The 2,423-nt window shown below is 46.6% G+C and carries 3 protein-coding genes; all 3 read right to left on the bottom strand.

Annotated features, from left to right (window positions below; all coding sequences use genetic code 11):
• Positions 1-75: 75 nt before the first annotated feature.
• The gene (locus tag HNW77_RS17120) at positions 76-333 is read right to left on the bottom strand and encodes a PAS domain-containing protein (protein ID WP_241694547.1); all 258 of its coding nucleotides are present in this window, start codon (positions 331-333) and stop codon (positions 76-78) included.
• A 61-nt stretch (positions 334-394) separates the two neighbouring features.
• Positions 395-760, bottom strand: coding sequence for a DUF488 domain-containing protein (locus HNW77_RS17115; protein ID WP_010512344.1), 366 nt, complete (start codon positions 758-760; stop codon positions 395-397).
• Positions 761-766: 6 nt separating this feature from the next.
• On the bottom strand, positions 767-2,423 hold a 1,657-nt coding region (locus HNW77_RS17110; protein ID WP_241694546.1), incomplete at its 5' end, for a cbb3-type cytochrome c oxidase subunit I.

Here is a 2,423-nt window from a genome sequence, read left to right as displayed (position 1 = left end):
TTCCAGGGCAACCCGTGATTTGAACTCCGCCGCATACCTCTTGCGCGTAACCTTGCCCATAAAACCCGTTCTCTCTCAGGTCGGATTATAGCTTATTGCCCTGTCCGAAAAATGGGGACCACCTCTACCTTTCCAGTGCCGTTCACGTAATTTTTCCGGTATAATCAGATCAAGTGACTTCCCAATAGCTTCCTCCGCCGCAAAACCAAACATCTGAACTGCGTTGTCATCCCACAACTCGATGATGCCTGAGCGATGGACCCGGACAATCGCATCGTCACAAATAATGGGAGAATTCTTTTGATCTGTTTCAGAAAAACTTAAATTCGGCATGGAACATAATTCCTAAAAACGTGATTACGGATGAATACTTTTTATACGTTAGCGTCAATACCTATATGTCCTGCTCATCCAGAAATTTCTGGAGAACAAGAGCGTGATTATGAAGCGGATCATGCGCAGCATAAAGAAGAGTGATCCTCCCTTTTTTCATAAGGTTCTCAAGTTTTTTGATGTCGGAATTTCCTTCAGAAAGCTCATGACGATACCTGAGTTTGAATTCATCCCAGTGAGCCGGGTCATGATCAAACCAGTGTCGAAGATCGGAGCTTGGAGCAGCATTCTTTAACCAATAATCCATTTTAACATCTGATTTGTGCAACCCTCGAGGCCACAATCGATCCACAAGAACACGAACGCCATCTATTTCCGAAGGCAGATCGTAAACTCGTTTTATCCGAACGTCGTGTCGAGATTTCATGACAGACTAATCCTTTTTGGTGTCCAGAGACACACTCCTAAAAAGTCTTTGTGTCCATAGCGGGTAAAGCGGATACAATTTGATGATAAAATCACCACTCATGACCAAAGCACCACCTGCAAAGACAACATCACCAGGCAGGCGCATCCATTGCCAGAACAATGTCGTATCATAGAATGCAGCACTCCGTGCATAAGCGTAACCATGCTCGTAAACAGCCAGGAGCTGCGACCAGCCAACGGGGAAGAAATTCAGAACAGTCCAGAGAATGAGACCTGCATTGTATAGCCAGAATGCCAAGATCCCTGGTCGCTCAGAAAACGTTTTCTCACCGGCATGGATATAGCGCAGACAGAAGTAAATCAGACCAATTGCCAGTTCACCAAAGGAGTCAAACAAAGATGCATGTGCATGATTTAACGTTAAAAATGTACCATGTTCATAATAGTTGACCAATGGCGCATTCAGGATACCTCCTCCATAAACGCCCGCACCAACAAAATTCCAGAAAGCAGCGCCAATAATGTACATATAGCCAACGCGATACTGGAAATCTCCGTGAGCATTGATCAGGCGATAATGATGAATACCCTCCATGATGAGCAGAACCAGTGGAAGCACCTCAATAAACGAAAACATTGTTCCAAATGGGATCCAGATACTGGGCTCTCCTGCCCAATATAAATGGTGTCCAGTACCAATCACTCCACCAAGAAAGACGAGAATGACTTCAAAATACATTCCGCGCTCGGCCAGCTTTCGTGACACCAGCCCCGTTGCCATAAGAGTCCATGCCGTCATGGTTGCAGCAAAAAACTCAAACGATTGCTCAACCCACAGATGAACGACCCACCACCTCCAGAAATCAGCCAGTGTAAAAGATTTCTCGATTCCTGTCAGAGGCACCATTCCACAGACGTACAACAGGGCAATATTTACTGTTGAGGCCCAGATCAGGTGTTCAAGCCGGATACGACCTGTCCAGAAATCACGAGCAGCATCTATCCAGCCAGGCACTGTTGGCCAGAGAGCGCGCATGACAAGCGCACTCCACACGATTAAACCTGCAAAGAAACCAATCTGCCAGAACCGACCAAGTTGGATGTAAGAGAGCCCCTGATTGCCGAACCAAAACCAGTTTGTATCTATCGCTCCCATAATACCGAGATAGTCTCCGACGAGACCGCCAACCACAACAAATGCCGTAACCCAGAATAGAGCATCGACAAGCCATCCCTGACCTCGTGCTTCTTCGCCTCCGGCGATGACCGGGGAAAGGAACAGGGCAGCTCCAATCCACGACAGGCCAATCCAGACTATAGGTGCCTGAATATGTACATCACGCATAAAACTGAACGGGATGTAACGATTGACATCAAAACCATAAAAGCTAGACCGGTCGTAATACATGTGAGCCATGATCGAGCCAACAAGTATTTGTATAAGTATCAAGGCCGAAACCAGCAGAAAATATTTCCATATTTTTCTCTGACTCGATGTTAATGGACGTGCAGGAACCAGAATACACTCGCGTAAACTAGGGCCTGTTAGATCTTGAATTTCTTCCCATATTGTAGGGATGGAAGAAGGAGACAGAACAGGCACCTTTACGGACGAGACATGGGCGATCTGGGAACCTCTGATTGAGGAGGTTCGCCCGAGG

Source organism: Komagataeibacter melomenusus (assembly GCF_013155395.1).
GTDB classification, from domain to species: Bacteria; Pseudomonadota; Alphaproteobacteria; order Acetobacterales; family Acetobacteraceae; genus Komagataeibacter; species Komagataeibacter melomenusus.
The sequence above is the reverse complement of the archived record's forward strand: the minus strand, read 5'-3'. Positions and strand labels throughout refer to the sequence as shown.